The 19,275-nt window shown below is 34.5% G+C and carries 17 protein-coding genes; 1 reads left to right on the forward strand and 16 read right to left on the reverse strand.

The genetic code is table 11. The features are described from left to right. Positions 1–3: 3 nt before the first annotated feature. The 11 genes from hisG to ABE048_RS01280 all read right to left on the reverse strand — a co-directional run bounded on the left by hisG (position 4) and on the right by ABE048_RS01280 (position 11,332). Positions 4–627, reverse strand: coding sequence for an ATP phosphoribosyltransferase (hisG, locus tag ABE048_RS01230; protein ID WP_430308665.1), 624 nt, complete (start codon positions 625–627; stop codon positions 4–6). Continuing rightward, complete coding sequence (locus ABE048_RS01235) at positions 620–1,789, reverse strand: ATP phosphoribosyltransferase regulatory subunit (protein WP_430308666.1); 1,170 nt, start codon at positions 1,787–1,789, stop codon at positions 620–622. Before ABE048_RS01235 ends, hisG begins: the two co-directional genes overlap by 8 nt. Positions 1,790–1,908: 119 nt before the next feature. Continuing rightward, positions 1,909–2,433: an acyltransferase gene (locus ABE048_RS01240; protein ID WP_430308667.1), complete on the reverse strand. Its 525-nt coding sequence runs from the start codon at positions 2,431–2,433 to the stop codon at positions 1,909–1,911. Next, entirely contained in the window at positions 2,426–3,085 is a 660-nt protein-coding gene (gene ppaX / locus ABE048_RS01245) for a pyrophosphatase PpaX (RefSeq protein ID WP_430308668.1), read from the reverse strand. The genes ABE048_RS01240 and ppaX overlap by 8 nt, the downstream gene beginning before the upstream one ends. Positions 3,086–3,708: 623 nt before the next feature. Continuing rightward, complete coding sequence (lgt, locus tag ABE048_RS01250; RefSeq protein WP_430308669.1) at positions 3,709–4,518, reverse strand: prolipoprotein diacylglyceryl transferase; 810 nt, start codon at positions 4,516–4,518, stop codon at positions 3,709–3,711. A gap of 45 nt (positions 4,519–4,563) precedes the next feature. Further along, entirely contained in the window at positions 4,564–5,493 is a 930-nt protein-coding gene (hprK, locus tag ABE048_RS01255) for an HPr(Ser) kinase/phosphatase (RefSeq protein WP_430308680.1), read from the reverse strand. A 337-nt stretch (positions 5,494–5,830) separates the two neighbouring features. Next, positions 5,831–6,196, reverse strand: a complete 366-nt coding sequence (cccB, locus tag ABE048_RS01260) for a cytochrome c551 (RefSeq protein WP_430308670.1) — start codon at positions 6,194–6,196, stop codon at positions 5,831–5,833. 268 nt (positions 6,197–6,464) lie between these two features. Then, positions 6,465–7,697, reverse strand: a complete 1,233-nt coding sequence (locus ABE048_RS01265; protein WP_430308671.1) for an EAL and HDOD domain-containing protein — start codon at positions 7,695–7,697, stop codon at positions 6,465–6,467. Positions 7,698–7,943: 246 nt separating this feature from the next. Further along, positions 7,944–8,414: an S-ribosylhomocysteine lyase gene (locus ABE048_RS01270; protein WP_430308672.1), complete on the reverse strand. Its 471-nt coding sequence runs from the start codon at positions 8,412–8,414 to the stop codon at positions 7,944–7,946. 133 nt (positions 8,415–8,547) lie between these two features. After that, on the reverse strand, positions 8,548–9,192 hold the full coding sequence (locus ABE048_RS01275) for a DedA family protein (protein WP_430308681.1): 645 nt from the start codon (positions 9,190–9,192) through the stop codon (positions 8,548–8,550). 166 nt (positions 9,193–9,358) lie between these two features. Continuing rightward, a complete protein-coding gene (locus ABE048_RS01280; protein WP_430308673.1) occupies positions 9,359–11,332 on the reverse strand; it encodes a prolyl oligopeptidase family serine peptidase in 1,974 nt (657 codons plus the stop codon). A gap of 207 nt (positions 11,333–11,539) precedes the next feature. Here ABE048_RS01280 and ABE048_RS01285 point away from each other — a divergent pair, with 207 nt between their 5' ends. Continuing rightward, positions 11,540–12,892 carry an amino acid permease gene (locus tag ABE048_RS01285; protein ID WP_430308674.1) on the forward strand — a complete coding sequence of 451 codons (1,353 nt, stop codon included), beginning with the start codon at positions 11,540–11,542 and terminating at the stop codon, positions 12,890–12,892. A gap of 164 nt (positions 12,893–13,056) precedes the next feature. On the opposite strand, the gene ABE048_RS01290 is transcribed toward ABE048_RS01285, so the two are convergent. From ABE048_RS01290 to ABE048_RS01310, 5 genes are all read right to left on the reverse strand, one after another. After that, positions 13,057–14,613 carry a fatty acid--CoA ligase family protein gene (locus ABE048_RS01290; protein ID WP_430308675.1) on the reverse strand — a complete coding sequence of 519 codons (1,557 nt, stop codon included), beginning with the start codon at positions 14,611–14,613 and terminating at the stop codon, positions 13,057–13,059. Positions 14,614–14,752: 139 nt separating this feature from the next. Beyond that, the gene (locus ABE048_RS01295; RefSeq protein WP_430308676.1) at positions 14,753–16,690 is read right to left on the reverse strand and encodes an FtsX-like permease family protein; all 1,938 of its coding nucleotides are present in this window, start codon (positions 16,688–16,690) and stop codon (positions 14,753–14,755) included. Further along, on the reverse strand, positions 16,662–17,435 hold the full coding sequence (locus ABE048_RS01300) for an ABC transporter ATP-binding protein (protein ID WP_430308677.1): 774 nt from the start codon (positions 17,433–17,435) through the stop codon (positions 16,662–16,664). The genes ABE048_RS01295 and ABE048_RS01300 overlap by 29 nt, the downstream gene beginning before the upstream one ends. 20 nt (positions 17,436–17,455) lie before the next feature. After that, the gene (locus tag ABE048_RS01305) at positions 17,456–18,445 is read right to left on the reverse strand and encodes a sensor histidine kinase (RefSeq protein ID WP_430308678.1); all 990 of its coding nucleotides are present in this window, start codon (positions 18,443–18,445) and stop codon (positions 17,456–17,458) included. Positions 18,446–18,448: 3 nt separating this feature from the next. Next, complete coding sequence (locus ABE048_RS01310) at positions 18,449–19,153, reverse strand: response regulator (RefSeq protein ID WP_430308679.1); 705 nt, start codon at positions 19,151–19,153, stop codon at positions 18,449–18,451. Between the last annotated feature and the right edge of the window lie 122 nt (positions 19,154–19,275).

The following is a 19,275-nucleotide window of genomic DNA, read 5'->3' on the forward strand; positions in this document are numbered from 1 at the left end:
CTCTCATTTCACACATTTTTTGAGTCGTTTCACTAGATCTATAATCCGTTCATTTTTCATACGATAACTAACCGGATTTGCGATTAATCTTGATGAGACATCTGTGATAAATTCGTATTCAACAAGTCCATTTTCTTTTAATGTTTGACCTGTAGATACAATATCTACGATGCGATCTGCAAGACCAATCATTGGAGCTAATTCGATAGAACCATTTAACTCAATGATCTCTACTTGCTCTCCTTTTTCGCGATAGTAATTCGATGTAATTGTCGGATATTTTGTTGCTATACGAGGTGCAATTTCGTTTAAAGTTGTGTTTGGTAATCCAGCAGATGCAATATGGCATTTGCTTATATTCAAATCAAGCAGCTCATGTACTTCCCGATGTTGTTCTAGCAATACATCTTTTCCTGCAATCCCTATATCCGCTACTCCATGTTCTACATAAGTCGGGACATCCATCGGTTTAGCTAATATAAAGCTAATTTTCTCTTGTGGTATTTCAATCATTAACTTGCGTGACATTTCAACATTTTCAGGTAATTCAAATCCTGCTTCGATTAACATTTCATAGGCTTCCTCGAAAATACGACCTTTTGGCATAGCAATCGTTAACTCATTCATGTACGATTCCCCCTTGTCCAATTCGTACAATTTCCTCAAAGTGAGTCTCAAAGGCTGCTAAATTTTCTAAGCCTTCCATTGATTGTAATGTTGTACGTTTTCCTTGAGCACGCAGTTTTTCTGCTGTATAAAGTGCTTCAGCAAGTTGTGGTGCAACAAATAATACAAGAACCTCAGCAGTATCATTTACTTTACGAGAAACCACTTCCAATAAATGATCTACTCGAAGACCAAATCCAATGGCGCCAACTTCTGTTCCAAATTCCTTTAGTAATCCGTCATATCTGCCACCATTTCCAAGAGGAAAACCAGAACCTGTTGCAAAAACTTCGAATAGCATGCCTGTGTAATAATTCATATGACTTGTTAAGGTGAAGTCAAAAGCAATGTAAGAAGTAGCATCCGCAATTTCTAAAATAGATGCTAATTGTTCCATATAAATAAATGCATCTTTTTCATAAACATATTTTGAAATCTCACGAATACTTTTCATCTCTGAAGCATCTTCGATAAAGGATAATAATGTTTGTTCATTTTCTGTCGGTAAGTTGTAAGATACAACTGCTTCCTCAAAACCTACGACATTTTTGTATACGAGCAAGCTATGTAATTCCGCAAACTGTTTTTCGTTTTGTACATTTTTTTTGATAATGGCATTCAAAATACCGGCATTACCAATGGTTAGCTTAAACTCTTCTACCCCTAATGCTTTTAATAAATGAATAGCTGTTAAAATGACTTCAGCATCTGCATATACAGATGAATCGCCAATAATTTCAATTCCCATTTGTTCAAATTCTGCAGGACGTCCACCTTCTAATTGTTGAGCCCGAAAGACATTTGCAAAATAAGAAAGGCGTAATGGAATTTTCTCTTTTAATAATTTTGAAGTAGCGACACGCGCAATGGGAGTCGTCATATCTGGACGAAGTACCAATGTATTCCCTTGACTATCTACTAGTTTAAAGAGTGAAGGATCCACTATTGCTGAAGCTTTACCTACTGTATCGTAATACTCTAAAGTGGGAGTTTGGATAAAGTCAAACCCTCTTAAACGAAGAAATTCACGGCCAGTTTGGCGTATAACTTCTTTTTTTTCAAATATATTTGGAAATGTATCGCGCATTCCAAGCGGTTTTTCAAACTTTCGAATTGGTGACATTTTTACACTTCCTCGTTTATATACTTTAGTTCGCTAGAGTGTTAGAGTGATGATGTATGAAAGTATTCTATAATAAGATATTCACTTAGTCAAGTATCCACAGCAAATATGTGCATAAGTTATGACTTTTTAGAATTTACTGATTCTTTTAGAGCTAATTCTTCTTTTGTATAGATAATTCGCATCGGATTACCTCCAGCAAATGCACCTGAAGGTATATCTTTATTCACTAATGTCATTGCAGAAACAATGGCATCATCCCCAATGACAACACCAGGTAAAATCGTCGTATTCGCTCCAATCATAACTCGATCACCTATCACTACATCACCTAGTCTATATTCATTCACTAAGTATTCGTGCGCTAAAATTGTTGTATTAAAACCAATGATCGTATCACTTCCCACCTTTATTCGTTCGGGAAACATAGTATCTGGTGTTACCTTTAAAGCAAACGCAGTTTTCTTTCCAACTTCCATTTTCAAAAAAGTTCGATATAGCCAATTTTTCACAGATAGAAAAGGCGTATAACGCGCCAATTCTATTACAATAAAGCATTTAACTACTTTCCAAAAAGATACTGTCTTATAAATTTGCCAAAGTGATGTTGATCCTGACACAGGATATCTTTCTGTTCTACGCATTAATTTGTCCCTCTACGATTGCTAATAAATCTGACATGTGATGCAACATATAATCTGGTTTAAATTGCATTAAAAACGCTTCTCCTCTCATAGACCAAGCTACACCTGCCGTTCTAACTCCAGCATTTTGACCACCTAAAATATCATGTGAATTATCACCAATCATCAAAACATCTTCTTTTTCTAAATTCATTTTTTCAAGTGCTAATAAAATTGGTTCTGGATCAGGTTTGACATGTTTTACATCATCCATACTAACCACAACTTCAAATAAGTCTTCAACACCTAAAAGTCGAAGTCCTTTTGATAATGAGTCAATACGTTTAGTTGAAACAATGGCTAATCGGATTCCCTTTTTCTTTAAAACTTGTAATGTGGATTTTACGCCTACAAATTCTTTTGCTAATTCATCATGATGTATATCGTTCCATTGGCGATATTGTCGAATCCATTCTTTTGCTCTCATGGGATCAATTGTAGAAAATGATTCGACTAATGATGGCCCAATAAAAGGAATCATGTCTTCTCTTGTATATTTCCCGGGGAATTCCGGTTCTAGTACATGTAAGAAAGTTTGTATTATTAATTCGTTTGTATCTAGTAATGTACCATCAAAATCAAATAGTAATCCTTTAATTTTTCTAGTTGTCATATAATTACAGCCCCTTTTTCTTGTTGAATAGAATATGGAAATATTATTACAAATACAATCATTTATTTCCATTATTTACACTGAACATTTATAAATATTGATTTTTTGTTGGGCCGAAAACCAGCTGCAGAGACCTGGAGTGAGCGTTAGAAGGAAACTGAAAAAGTGTAGTAACACAAATATTTATAGTATATATCTGATATTGAATGAAGTGGAATTAGCTCCGCTTTCCGTGGGCGAACTGACGAGCCTCCTCGCTTCACTCCGGGGTCTCGTCTAGCTCGTTTTCCCACAGGAGTCTCCGCTAATTCCACTTCAAATAAGATTGTTACACAAGATTTTTATTATAAACTTTCATATTTTTTTACTTTTTCAGGCTCTCAGCGTTAGCGAAAAAGTTTTTTTGCGACGAGTAACCGCAGGAGCAAGGCACTGAAACGTTTTCGTTGGATAATTTGAAATTCCACCAACATTTGCTCAGAACCATTTCTAGAAATCCCACCAACTCATCCTATATTTTTGCCTCAAAAAAAGAGCCGAATCACCATGGCCCCCTAATCCTTGTAATAGAGGAAATAGGAATGTAGCCCATAGCAATATCGGCGTATTATAAAGTCATTTTTCTATTCATCTTTATATCGAACAACTGGTTTAATAGTGATTCTTCGATAGATAAGTAAAATAGCTCCAGCTACAAGACCAATTAGTGAAACAATTTCTGCTATACGGAAATCACCGATAAATAGACTATCGGTTCTCATATGTTCGATAAAGAAACGACCAAATGAATACCACATAATATATGTTAAGAATATTTCTCCACGACGTAAGTTCGCTTTACGTAGTAGTAGTAAAATAATTAAACCAACAAAATTCCATATAGATTCATATAAGAATGTTGGATGATGATAGAAACCATTGACATTCATTTGTTCAATAAGCCAATTCGGTAAATGAAGTCCTTCTAAAAATGAACGATCTACGACACCACCATAAGCCTCTTGATTGATAAAGTTACCCCACCGACCAACAATCTGACCAATAATTAGGGAAGGTGCTAAAACGTCAGCTAGTTTCCAGAAACTAATTCCTCTTTTCTTCGAGAAAACAGTAGCTGTAATGAATGCACCTATTAGCGCACCATGTATTGCTATACCACCATGCCAAATCTGAATAATTTCGCCTGGATGTGCAGCATAATATGGCCATTCAAACGTTACATAATATATACGGGCACAAATGATTGAAATAGGTACTGCCCAAATAAGCAAATCTGTTAAAAGATCTTCACCAAAACCTCTTTTCACCATTTCTCTTTGCCCTACAAAGTAGGCAATAATAATCCCACAGGCAATGATGACGCCGTACCAGCGTACCGAGATTGGACCAAGTTGCATTGCAACAGGATTTATAGTCATTAAAATTGAATCCATATAATATGTTACTCCTTTCAACCCTACTAAAAATCTTATCTATTCTTAGGCTTCGTCTTTTGCTTCTATAACACTATCTAATCTACGTGAAAATTCTTCAGCTGCATTTATACCTAGATTTTTTAATCGATGGTTCATCGCAGCAACTTCTATAATAACGGATAAGTTTCGACCAGGTCGTACCGGAATAGTTAACTTAGGTAGCTCTGTATCGATAATTTTCATTGTTTCTGTTTCTAAGCCTAAACGGTCGTATGTTTTTTCAGAATCCCAAGTTTCTAAATCGATTACTAATGAAATACGTTTATGCTTACGTACAGCACTAGCACCAAACAATGTCATAATATCGATGATGCCAATCCCACGAATTTCAAGTAAATGATCGATTAAAGGTGGTGCATTTCCGATTAGAGTATTTTCACCCTCTTGTCGAATCTCAACACAGTCATCCGCAACTAAACGATGGCCTTTTTTTACAAGTTCAAGTGCTGTTTCACTTTTCCCTACGCCACTTTTACCTGTAATTAAAATACCAATACCATATATATCTACTAACACGCCATGTACAGCAGTTGTTGGTGCTAAACGGCTTTCCAAATAATTTGTCAGTAAGCTTGAAAAACGTGTGGTTGGTAATTTTGTCGTTAATACAGGTACATGATGTTCTTCAGAAGCTACTATTAAAGCTTCTGGAACTTCCATATCGTGTGAGATAATAATTGCGGGCGTATCTTGAGAACAGAGATTATTCATCCGATCAAATTGAACTTCTCGGGATAACATCTCAAAAAATGATAGCTCTGTTTTCCCTAAAAGTTGCACACGTTTGGCAGGATAATGCGTAAAATATCCTGCCATCTCAAGACCTGGACGTGAAATATCGCTTGTTAAAATATGTCGGCCTATTCCTTCCTCACCACTAATAAGCTTTAGATTCAATACTTCCATTATATCTTTCGTACAAACCTGATCCAAAGCCATCATCACTCCACCTTCCAAATAGCCATAAATATAAACAATCTGAACATATTTTAGCATAAAATTAAGTGCGGAGGCTGCTTGTAAGCGCGAAAATCGTAAAAGCTTTCGGAATCCGAAAACATCTCTTCCGTTTTCGTCCTTGAAAGTTGTGAATCGAGAATATATGACCCACAAATTACAGACGCTTAAAAACGGAACATGTTCGTTTAGTTAAGCCCTATTATCTATATAAATTACTATAAAAAGCCGAATAAGTTCTTATTCGGCTTATCACATATTCATCGCAATAAAAAAACTAGCTTTCCCCTCAATGAAAGCTAGTTAAAAAACCTTATTTTTTTTCAGAAAGCCATTTAGCCACAGCGTCTAAATCAGCGCCTGAAACTAAACCAGCAGGCATGCTACCTTTACCATTTTTCAAAACATCTTTGATTTGATCTTCTGATAAAGTAGCACCGATTTTTCTTAGGTCTGGGCCTACAGCTCCTGAAAGATCATTACCATGACAAGAAATACATTTTTGTTTTGTTATTGCTTCTGCATCAACTTTTGTCGTTTCGGTAGTTTTCTTTTCAGTTGTTGCTGTGTTATCCGTTGTTCCTGTCTTAGTTTCAGTTGTTGTGGTTTTATTAGTAGTACCACAAGCACCCATAACTAATGCAGAACCAAGTAACATTGCAAGTAGTGCTTTTTTCATGAAGAACCCTCCTATAAAAATTTATAATAACTTACGTAGTAAGTATACCAAATACATGTATAAATTAAACCTGACTAATTTAAATATTTGTGTCTCTTTTATGCCGGATGAACTATAGTTAAAGGTTCACTCTTTATGTATTTTACACTTATAAATGTTTATATGTCCTTAATATTGGAAAATGAATATACTTATATACCCCAGTTTAAGGCATTTTTTATATTTTTCATATGAAAAATTTCCGTTTTGTTTTTTGAACCAATTTTCTCTAGCAAATTGAATTGGACCACTTATTTGCCGCTTTGGAAATCTCTAAAACGTCATCAATATTAATTTCTAATTCTTCTGCTAAATTTGTTAACATTTCTAAATCCATGCGTTCTAAAGCAATCGCTAATTGTAGATAAGGTTGCATGATTGAGTTACTACCTGATATCGTTTCAACTATTTCATCTGATAATGGTAATTGTACAAGAATGCTATTCATCGGTCTTTGTAATAATGCATCGATTAAAGAAAACATTCCCACTAAAAAATACTCAGAAGTATTTCGTTTTCTATTATATTTTGCCAATAATTCGCATATTTTTGCACGACATAAAGAAGTTTTCATTAACTCATCGAATGTATCACCTGGATTATATTTTTGAGACTCACGATAAGTCAAAATGCTAATCCATTTTTTTAAATCATCAAATCCTAAATGTAATATTGCTTGCTTAATCGACCGTATTTTAGATTTAGAACGTTTTGAAGAAGAATTGATGAGTTGCAGTAGTTTATAGGATAATGCTACATCATGCTCAATTTCTTCCACAATATGGTCAATATCAGGTTCTTCCATACGAAGCAAGGCAATCACTCGGAAATATTGCAACAAATTCGCCGGAATTTCATTTCCACGAATAATTTGTGGTTGCATAAAGAAATAACCTTGGAATAATTTATACCCTATTTGAATTGCCTCTTGATATTGTTCCCTAGTTTCAACTTTTTCTGCAAGCAAGGCGATATGGGGGAATCCATTTTTTACACGTTCTTCAATTTCACGTCTTTCTTTTTTAGAAGAATTTAAAAAGTCAACTTTAATAATATCTGTATATTTAAATAATTCTTTATAGCATTTGACATCATTTTGTAAGATAAAATCATCTAAAGCAATTCGATAACCTTGTGCTTTTAGTTCCTTCACACGCTGAACTAACGTTTTAGTGATTGGTATATCCTCAAGAATTTCAATGACAACTTGTGAAGGATTAAGATGTTCAAAAATATCACTCATTAATAAATTTTCGGTGAAATTGATAAAGCACGGCTTGCCATTTGACAATTCTTCAAAGCCGATGGAAAACAATGAATTGATGATGACATCAACCGTAGCTAAATCTGAATCAATTTCTGGAAATTTATTCTTTCCATTTCCATTTCTATATAACAATTCATATGAATGGACTTGTTCTAAGGTGTTAAAAATTGGTTGTCTGCCAATAAAAACCTCCATCAACTTTCTCCTTCGCTACATTTTTACTATTATTATAGCATTTTTTTCAAGAAATTTGATTAATATATTTCTTCTCCTTATTTCCATCATTTTTCTAATAATATTTCCATAGTCTCTATTAAACTCTACTGTTGTTTTCTACTGCTTTTTATTAGATTCAAGTACTAGTAATTTAATAACAGTAGATTATAAAAAAGAGATATTACACAAATGATTCTTCATTTGTGCAATATCCCTTTTGGATTACTATTTTTCTTCTGCGAAGACTATACCCCATTCGTTGCGTTTCGAAAGCATTTCTCTCGCTAATTCTTTGGCTCCTTCAAGGCTATGGCTTGCTGCCCAACCACACTGTACTTCGTTACAAGCTGGTACCTCTGTAGCGTTGATAACATCGTTAAAAGTTTTTTCTAGTATATCTAATACTTCCTTATAATCGGTGTGATTAATCATTGATAAATAGAAGCCTGTTTGACATCCCATTGGACTTAAATCCACAACATGATTTGTATGGTTACGGATATTTTCAGCCATTAAATGCTCGATTGAATGCAGTGCTGGCATATTCATATGTTCTTTGTTAGGTTGCTTAAAACGAATATCATATTTATAAACTTCGTCTCCATTAATCCCTTGTTTAATACCTGCAAGTCGAACAAATGGTGCTTGAACTTTCGTATGATCCAGATTAAAACTTTCCACATTTAATTTTTTCATTTATTAACCTCCTTTAATTATTTATTTATTTCTATTTTATCATTTTTCTGAAATTTTAGAATAAACAAAAACACCTCAATGTTAATTTTGGAGATTCGTTGTCCAATAGAAACATAAGGTGTTTAAGGTATGATTATTTTTTAAATTTTGTTCGAATAAGACCAATAATGGCTGGTAGGATGGATACAACTACGATACCTAAAGTAACTGCTGAAAAGTGATCTCTTACGAATGGAATATTACCGAAGAAATATCCACTAAATACTCCGACTAGCACCCATAAAAGTGCACCTGTAATATTATAAGTAATAAAATGACTATAGCGCATTTTACTAGCACCTGCTATAAAGGGTATAAATGTTCGAACTACTGGCATAAATCGTGCGATCACAATTGTTTTACCACCATGCTTGTCAAAGAAGTCTTGTGCTTTTTGCATACGTTCTTTATTAACAAAGCGCCCTAAAAAGCTATTTTCAGGTATTGATTTTCCAACCTTACGACCAATTTCGTAGTTTAAGGAATCACCTAATACTGCAGCAGCAAAGAATACAGGTATTGCAATCCATATATTTATACCACCATTCATTGTTGCTAAAGCACCACTTGCAAACAGCAAGGAATCGCCAGGTAGGAACGGCATTATCACTAAACCTGTCTCAACAAATATAATTAAAAAAACAATTCCGTAAACCCAACCATGATATTGGGTAACAATGTCACTTAAATGCACATCAATATGCATTATAAAATCAACCAGACTTCTTAATAAATCAATCATTACTTCCACTCACAATCTTTAATATATCTTATTATCATACTGTTTTATCTATTTGCTGTCACGATTTAAAAACTTCCTACTTTAATAGTAACGATTGAGTAAAAGGAATGTTGCTAAATCTAATGCATATTTACATTAAATTTACATTAAAATTGACCTACTCTTATAGATATTTTTTAAACCAGTCAATAATTTGTTCAAGACGTTGTTGTCTTAAATTGGGTATACCTACTCTAGATAAGTTATGATCCGCATTTGGAAAGCGTACGAATTGAGTAACTTTCCCCATGGACTTTAATGTGATATATAGCTGTTCAGCTTGTTCTATTGGACAGCGGTCATCTTTTTCGCCATGCAGAATGAGTAAGGGCGTTTCAATATTTTTAGCATATTTTAAAGGTGAATGGTTCCACAATGTCTCTACATCATTCATATCTTTACCAATTTGCCATTCTGTAAAGTAATATCCAATATCAGAAACACCAAAGAAGCTAATCCAATTGGAAATAGATCGTTGTGTGACAGCTGCTTTGAACCGTTTTGTATGCCCTACAATCCAGTTTGTCATAAAGCCACCATAACTACCGCCAGTAACGCCTAACCGTGTTTCATCAATCCAGTCATTATGAGCAAGAACATCATCTAACCCTGCCATAATATCTTCATAATCACCACCACCATAATCATTTCGACAAGCATCTACAAATTGTTGACTATAGCCATGGCTACCACGTGGATTAACATACAATACACCATATCCTTGTGCCGCTAATAACTGCAATTCATGGAAGAAAGTATTTGCATACATTGTATGTGGCCCACCATGAATTTCAACAACCAATGGATATTTTTGACCTTCTATATAATTAGCAGGCTTCATCAACCAACCGTAAATGGTCCATCCTTGATAACCTTCATATGAAATTTGCTGTGGTTTTACAACATTTACTTCTTCTAACCACACATCATTAAAATGTGTAATCTGCTGTCTTTCTCCTAGTGAAATTTCATATTTGAATAATTCACCGGGGAAAGCTGGATTACTTATAGCAAGTAACGCAATTTCCCCATCTCTTCCCACATCATACCCATAAATATGTTCATTTTCAGGACTAGCAGGATAAATGGCACCTTCTAATGTTGCATAGTATAAACGAACGTCGCCGGAAGTGGATACCTGAAAGTATAGATCATTTGCTTCAGTCCAGACTACACTTGGTGAAGATACACTTTGTTGAACATCTGCTACGGAATAATCACCTATTGGTAAATCAAGTGATGTAGTTAAGTTCCAGTAGTATTGTTGTTCCACATCGTAAATATAAAGAGAAGAATGCCCTGCGTTTCGATAAGTAAAGTCACTACCAGCAAATGCAATATAACGATCATCAAAAGAAAAAGTAGCGCCTCCGAAATATCCTTCTTCATTGGCAATGATTGTTTCTTTCTTTGTATCGATATCGATTAATAGTATTGGTGAATGCCAATCATTATCTTTATCTTCTACACGATTAACTCCAACTACTAGAGAATGACCATCATGAGATATCGCCTGCAAACTATAATCATATGTATCTGTTATAAAACGTGTTACCTGATTATCTGCAAGTTTTATCTTTCCAATTTGGCTATATCTTTTTTGTTGAATCAATCCTACACCGTTCATTTTATATTGCATTCCTTTAACAACATAAGCAGTTGGAAATTCTTCTTTTTTCTCTTCTAGTTTATCTGTGAATTCTTTACCTTCTTGAACATTTGCAGCAAACCAAATTTCTTCATTATTTGAATCCCAAAGATATGAATTTACCCCATCCGCAAAATGGGTAAGTTGGTTTGCTTCTCCTCCATTTTTTGAAAGAATAAATAACTGTTTTTGTGTATTTCTCGTAGATAAAAATGCAATTTTCTTACCATCTGGTGACCAGCTAAGTGAAGAAATACGTTCTTCGCCAAATGTCCATTGTGTTACTTCATTAGACGCAACTTCGATATGAATCAAATAGGATAGGTATTTATTTTTTTCTTGATCCATAATCGTACGAATCGCAACTGCCTCCCGACCATCCGGTGATAATACAGGTGATGATACTGAAGTTAAATTGTATAAATCTTCTCTTTGAATCATTCTTTTCATTACTTATACACCCCTTTTTAATATTTCAGGTTACTGTAATTTCACTATAACTCATGCATATACATAACGTAAATCGTTATCATTAATACTAATTAATAATCATTCAGAATATTTCTATCAATTAGTACCACATGTCCATTTTTATTATTTGTATTTTGTGGTACGATTATGAAGTTACAATTTTATAGCATCGAAGGAGTTTTAATTATGAACAAAAAACCACAGCTCCAACGAGGGTTGGAGTCGCGACATATCACGCTAATGTCGCTCGGTGCTGCCATAGGAGTCGGTTTATTTCTAGGTTCTGCAGGCGCTATTCAATTAGCTGGTCCTGCTATTTTAATCGCTTATGCCCTTGGTGGTATCGTAATTTTCATTATCATGCGTGCACTTGGTGAAATGGCGGTTGAAAACCCCGTCGCCGGATCCTTTAGTCGCTATGCCAAGGACTATTTAGGGCCACTTGCGGGTTTTATAACCGGATGGAACTATTGGTTTTTATGGATTGTGACTTGTATGGCTGAAATTACTGCAGTCGGAATATACATGCAATTATGGTTCCCAAGTTCACCTAAATGGATGTGGGCACTTGCTGCACTTGTTATTATGGCAATAGTCAATTTAATTGCAGTAAAAACATTTGGCGAATTTGAATTTTGGTTTGCTTTCATTAAAATTTTTGCAATTATCGCAATGATTGTTGTTGGATTAGGGATTATCCTATTTGGCATAGGTAATGGTGGTATAGCTGTTGGCTTTAGTAATTTATGGAGTCATGATGGGTTTATGCCAAATGGTATCAAAGGTATTTTCATGTCATTACCTATTGTTATGTTTGCATATTTGGGAGTAGAAATGATCGGGATTACTGCCGGTGAAGCAAAGAATCCTAAAAAGGTCATTCCTCATGCAATTGATACTGTTCTATGGAGAATCTTAATATTCTACATTGGTGCGTTAACAGTGATCATGTCCATTTATCCATGGAATGAAATTAACACAAACAACAGTCCATTCGTTTTAATGTTCGATCAGATCGGAATACGCTACGCAGCAGGGATTATCAATTTTGTCGTTCTAACTGCCGCACTATCAAGCTGTAACAGTGGAATATTCAGTACTGGCCGTATGCTATTTAATCTAGCTGAACAAAATCAAGCACCAGCAATCTTCAAAAAGGTTGGACGAGGTGGAGTACCAACGCTAGCAATATTAGCTTCTACATTTGTATTATTATTAGGGGTAGTTTTAAATTATTTTGTTCCAGAAAAAGTATTCACTTGGTTAACAAGCATCTCAACTTTTGGTGCTATTTGGACTTGGATGATTATATTAATCAGCCAGATCAAATCCCGTAAATCGTTATCTAAAACGCAAATTTCTAAACTATCATATAAAGCATTTTGGTATCCATTCGGATCATATTTTGCAATAGCATTTCTTCTTTTAGTGGTTGTCCTAATGGGAATATTCCCAGACACACAAATTGCATTAATTGTTGGTCCAATCTGGATATTAACATTAGTTATTTTGTATTTTGCAAAATATAATAAAGCATAATATAAAATTAATGAACTTTTGGCTACAACAAAAAATATGCCTATCAATCATAAAATGATTGGTAGGCATTTCTTCATTTCTTTGGTAAAAATTCTGTATTATTCTATCTAGATCCGACGGATATTCCTTATGTTATTTCAGGACATAACGAGCCACTTTTGCTTTTATATACGGGAAAGAGCTTGTTCTTTCAAATTACGGCGCAAAATTTTGCCAGTAGTATTCTTAGGTATCTCATCCAATAAAATAATTTCTTTTGGACATTTATATTTTACTAGATGATTTTTACAAAATTCATGTAAATCTTCTATAGTAGTTGATTTGTCTTTCAATACAACATATGCCAGTACTTCCTCACCTAAATTCGGATCAGGAATACCCACCACTGCTGCTTCTAGTACGCCCGGATTGTTATAAAGTACTTCTTCAACTTCACGTGGATATACATTATAGCCACCTACAATTATCATATCTTTTTTACGATCGACAATGAAGAAATATCCATCCTTATCCATTCGAGCTAAATCGCCTGTGTATAGCCATCCATCACGAATCGCTACTGCTGTTTCTTCAGGCATTTTATAATAGCCCTTCATAACATTAGGACCTTTTACTACGAGTTCGCCAACTTCACCTACTGGTACCTCTTCACCGAACTCATTAAATACTTTGTTTTCTACATTCATAATATTCGTGCCAATTGATCCCGCTTTTCGCTCATTATCTAATGGATTGAAGCAAGTAACAGGGGAAGCTTCTGAAAGCCCATAACCTTCTGATACTCGAACCTTAAATTTATCTTCAAAATTATGAAGTAATGCCACTGGCATAGATGCTCCACCTGAAATAGCTAAACGTAATGATTTTAAATCATCCGGATTGCCATCAGGTGATTGATACAAGAAATTATACATTGTCGGAACTCCCGCAAAAACTGTCGGCTGTTGTTCTCTACCAATTCTAAAAATTTCTTTTGGACTAAAGTTTGGAACAATAATTAATTGAGCCGATTTTAATAACGGCGCATTCACTACCACAGTTAGCGCAAATACATGAAATACGGGTAATGTGGTAATAACTCGATCATTCGCATTCATTTCTAGATAGTTAGAAATGTCACGAGCATTTGAATATAGGTTTTTGTGAGTTAACATTGCACCTTTTGGATGGCCTGTAGTGCCTGATGTATACAAAATAATCGCTGTATCATCATCATCAATCTCACTTGGTTTTACACTTGGTTCTGATTGAGCAATTAATTGTGTGAACGAATTTACTCTTTCCTTCACACTCTGTGGTAACGTTTTCATTTTCTCAGCTGTATCTGGTTTTGTTTCACAAATAACATACGTGTGAACATCAGGAAATGCTTGCACCCCAGCCTCTACTAATGGTAGTAATGCGTCTAAGGCAATCACTACTTTAACATCACCATTACGAATAATATATGTAATTTCGTCTGGTGTATAAAGTGGATTCACAGGTATCGCTGTTGCTCCGATTCGCATTGTCGCATATAAAGAAATCACAAAATGAGGTGTATTGCCCAATAAGAACGCAACATGATCCCCTTTTGCTACCCCTAATTCCTTTAATGCTTTTGCCAATCTAGAAACTGCATCTTCAAATTCTGCGTAGGTCGTATCCTTTCCCATAAAATGATACGCTACTTTGTCTGCTTGCTCTATAGATGTCTTATAAACCGCTGATACTAAATTCATCTCCCCATCCCCTTTTTTCAGAATAAAATGAATAGTCATTCATTTTCCATCCAAATCTATTATATAGAAAATAGAAAAATAAAACAACAGACAGCCATTTTTAGCCATCTGTTGTTTTTCTTCCTATATCATTGTCCTATTAAATTGAACGAATATGCGATAAGTAACGCCAACGTATTAAATAGAAATAGCATAACTGCATACATGTAATCAATGCTAGTACTAAGAATATCTCTTTTAATATTGATAAATCTGCAATCCCTTTCCAGAACACTTGTAGCGCTATAAAAGCAAATGTACTATGAAGCATTGCTAATCCCCATGGTAAAAAGAACTGTGGTATTAGCTGATTGTTAACAATCTTACGCAATTCTTTATCTGTAATTCCCATTCTACGTAATGCATCAAATTGTTTTTTATCTTCTTCGAGTCCTGTATAGAGCTTAAAGTATATGAAGCTTCCTGAAGAAAGGAAAAAGACAGCTGCAGCTAATAAACCGATAAATAACAACAAAGCAAATGTTGACCGAATGAATGAATAATCTAAGCCTGGATTTTCAAAGTAAAAAGGTAAATCATTTTCGTGGTTTGTCATATAGGCTTCTGTCATAATGGCATCTAGATTTGTACCAATATCTTTAGTTTCAGTCCATTGAGGTACATAGAATACAAATATATGGTTAGTCGATTGTTTTGCATCGGCACCTACCATCGGTTCCCTGATTAAACGAAAATCTTTGTCACTAACGATAATAACGTTTGTCCCAAGTTCAGTAGGAGAAAAAAGCACCTTAGGATATACATGGTTAATAACAAGTGGAACACTATTTTCTTGTAAAACCGTTTCTACTTTTTTATTCTGTAGTTCTTTTATGGAATCCTCTGAGTAGCCTAAAAACATTGCATTACCGGGTTTTAAACTTACTACTGGATAGCCAAAAACAAGTGCAAGTCTGTTAATATCTGATTGTGTAATAATTTTCACAGGTTTTTGTGTATAGGAGGAGGTTTGACGCTTAATATCAAATTTGTTGAGATGATAACTAAGACCTTTTTCCTCTAATTCACCAATTAATCCTGTAATATGTTCTTTCTCATATGGATTATCCAATTTACTTGAATATACTAACCCTAATGGATTCAATTGATGATATTGATGAGTAAATGTAGACATCGAACTTAATGTTCCAATAGCTAAAAAAGCTACTGATGAAACCATACAAGTTACAAAGAACATTCTTGAGTTTTCTCGCATAATTGAAGAGATCTTGGCCAGAGAAATAATACGGTATTTATGCCAATACCATTTTTTATTTTTGCGAATTCTAGATAATATAAAAGGTACGGAATCTGTAAAAAACAGATATGTCCCTATAATTGCAAAGGGAGGTGTCAAAGTAGCAAAAATAACTAGATATTCTTTTTGAATATTAGCAGCCATCACATACGATGCTAGTAAAAAAAGAATACCTGTAATCCCCTTCCACACAGAATATTTTGCAATTTGTTCATTTTTCCAATAACCACGTAATAGACTTACTAAATTATTATCTTTTATAAACATCACACTAATGTATGAAATAATTATAAATAGACTAGTAAACGTACCAATTGTCAACGCAAATGGTTTCCATGAGAGATACAATGGTAGACTATCAATTTGTAATATTTCACGTACAATCATAAAGAAAAACTTAGAAAAGGCATATCCAAAAACGATACCCACAACAATTGCAGCAAATCCAATAATCATCGTTTCAAATAAAATAAGTTTACTAAGCTGTCTCTTCTCCATTCCTAAATGTAGCAAAATGCCAAATTCCTTTGAACGTGCTTCCAAAAAAGCTCTCATCGAATAAAATAAGAAAAACAAGGTAAAGAGAACCAGAATAACTTCTGCTATAAACATCCCTTGAAAAGCAATTTCTCGTAAAATTTCATCTTCAACTTTTGGATGAAACATCAACATAGAGTAGATAAAAAACACCATAACTCCTGACACACTAGATAAGAAAAATGCTGCGTAAACACGGCAATTTCTTATGACATTACGGAAAGCGAACTGTCGAAAAGTCACCGACATGACCTCCCAGTAAGCTCAACACATTTAAAATGGCTTGGAAAAAAGTTTGGCGGTGATTATCTTTATAAATTTCATTAAAGTATTCTCCATCTTTTATAAAAAGCACACGATCACAGAAACTAGCTGCAATAGGGTCATGTGTTACCATTACAATCGTTGTGTTTTCTTGTTTATTTATGCGTCCTAATAGTTCTAATACATCTCTTGATGAATTGGAATCTAAATTTCCTGTTGGTTCATCTGCTAAAAGTAACGATGGTTTATGAATAATAGCGCGTCCAATCGCTGTTTTTTGGGCTTGTCCACCAGAAATCTCATTAGGGCGCTTACTAAGGATATTCTCAATACCTAATTGTCTTGTAACGTCCTTTAACCTACTTTGCATCACTTCGAGATCTTGATCATCAAGTGTTAAGGGTAAAACGATATTTTCTTCAACTGTAAGCATTTGCAGTAAGTTAAAATCTTGAAAGACAAAGCCAAGTTGTCGTCTTCTAAAATAAGCTAAATCATTTTTCTTTAAGTTATGAGGTTTTATATCATTTACAATAATCTCACCAGATGTTGGTGTATCAATGGTGGAAATCATATTGAGAAGTGTTGTTTTACCACTCCCAGATGGTCCCATCACTGCTAGAAACTCACCTTTTTCTACTTCGAAGCTTAGTTGATTGACCGCACGATGTGTAACTTTTCCTTCGTATACTTTCGTTACGTCTTGTATTTTCAAAATCGACATATACGATTACCTCAATTCTTTTACGAATGCTGGAAGTACACTCGAATTGATGTACCTCTTCCTACTTCAGAGACAATTTCCAAACGATGGCCAAGCTTATCACAAACCTCTTTAGCCAAATATAAACCCATTCCGGTTGATTCACCTGTTTTACGACCATTTTCGCCCGTAAAGAATGCTTTTGTTACACGCTTTAGATCAGAAGGTGGAATTCCTATTCCCTCATCTCGAATGGTTAATATTATTTGTGTATCCTTAATTGTGGCAGATAAATACAATTTCTTGCCATCTTCGAAAGTATATTTCACTGCATTTGTAATAAATTGCCCGATAATAAACTTCATCCATTTTGGATCAGTTGGTACGATACAATCTTCTGCGATATCAATATTAGGGTACACATGATTGGTGATAAATAATCGTTTATTTTCATTCACTAAAGAGCTTACTAATGGACGTAAAGCTACCTGCTCAATTTTCATATCCTCTTCAAAAGTATCTAGACGTGCATTCATCAAAACGGTTTCAAGTCCGTGCTTCAAACGATCCACTTCTTCCTGAACACTTGTCTTATCTAGCTCTTCATTTTCTTGTAAAAGCAGTTCTAATACGCTAATCGGTGTTTTCATCTGATGTACCCACTGATTCATAAATTGAAGATGACGATTTTGCTGCGCATACAAAGCTTGAGCTTCTAATTGATAGATCTTATAGAGTTCATGAATATATTTTTCTGTTGCAATATGTTCTGGGGTTTTTGCATTATGTTGTAAGGCGTCTTCCATATTGTTAGGAAGTGTCAGTACTTTGTTATAGAATGATTGTCGCATTATATAACGAGTAGATAAGAAAGTTATTGTTAAAACAATTGAAATAATGATGGAATAAATAGCTGTATCTAGATTACGAAAGCCATCTAGCCTATATAACAAGAGGATAAATAATACGAGTAAAATATCAAAGATAATATAGCCGATATGATCTTTTATAAATAGTTTTATAGCCTCCATTTATTAATGCTCCCCTTCACACAGGACAAATCGATATCCGGCACCTCTAACAGTTTCAATGGTCGATTGAACTTGATAATCCGAAAGCTTTTTGCGCACTCTTGTCATGTTCACATTTAAAGTGTTTTCATCTACAAAAGCTTGGTCATCCCATAATTCTTCCAATAGTTTCTCTCGTGATACAACCTTGGGAGCTTGTCCCATTAATAATTCCAAAATAACACACTCTTTTTTCTGAAGCGGTATTTCAGCATTCTTCGTATGTAATTCCATACGTTCTAAAAATAGGTGTAATTGACCTAGCTTAACTGTTCTTTCTTCTTGCTTTGTCGCATATTCTCCGTAGGACCTACGTAAATGGCTTTTGATCTTCGCTAGAACGATTTCATAGTTAAAAGGTTTTGTAATAAAATCATCGCCACCATTCTCTAAAGCAAACACCTGGTCCATCTCGCCAGATCTTGCTGAGATGAATATTATTGGACAGGTCGTCAGCTGTCTTAACTGACGACACCAATAATAACCATCAAAAGAAGGCAAGTTGATATCAAGCAAAACAAGATGAGGATTGAACGCTTTAAAGTCATCAAGTATATTGTCAAAAGATTCAACTGTTTGAACATCATAGTGATACTTACGAAGGGTATCAGCTAATAATGTAGCAATTTTAAGATCATCTTCTACGATTAATATTCGATGTGTATTCATTTGTCTCTCCTCCATCTTATAAGTGTATTTTTATTTAGGAATTTTTCCGCCGACCGACCGGCCACCGAAAAAGTGTGTAATACAAAAATTTGTAGTATATATCCGCTATTGAATGAAGTGGA

The organism is Rummeliibacillus pycnus, from assembly GCF_050459865.1.
Lineage (GTDB): Bacteria > Bacillota > Bacilli > Bacillales_A > Planococcaceae > Rummeliibacillus > Rummeliibacillus pycnus_B.